This is a genomic window from Bowmanella dokdonensis, from assembly GCF_017254865.1.
Classification (GTDB): Bacteria; Pseudomonadota; Gammaproteobacteria; order Enterobacterales; family Alteromonadaceae; genus Bowmanella; species Bowmanella dokdonensis.
The window spans coordinates 1-282 of record NZ_JAFKCV010000421.1; the positions used below are offsets into that span (position 1 = coordinate 1).

A 282-nucleotide genomic window follows, 5' to 3' on the forward strand; every position below is an offset into this window, starting at 1 on the left:
TAACTTCAATAAACTGACTCATGCAGCTTCTACCAACAGAGTCTGCAGTTGTGTTCGGACAGCGTCAGGAATAGCCGCTGAGGCTTGGCTGGCATAGTCAAAATGCACCATAGTGGTCTGCCCTGAGGCGCACTGCTGACCGTCCTGCCAAACTTCCTGGTAGACCACAAACGAGCTGTTGCCGATGCGGCTGATACCGGTTTTTACCGTCACGGCTTTGCCGTAGAAGATCTGCTTGAGAAAATCGATTTTGTAACTGGCCAGAATCAGCGGCCAGTTTGC

General features: G+C 51.4%; 1 protein-coding gene. It reads right to left on the minus strand.

Annotated features, from left to right (window positions below; all coding sequences use genetic code 11):
* Positions 1-18 precede the first annotated feature (18 nt).
* A partial coding sequence (locus tag J0A66_RS23150; protein WP_206576112.1) for an acyl-CoA thioesterase occupies positions 19-282 on the minus strand: 264 nt, incomplete at its 5' end.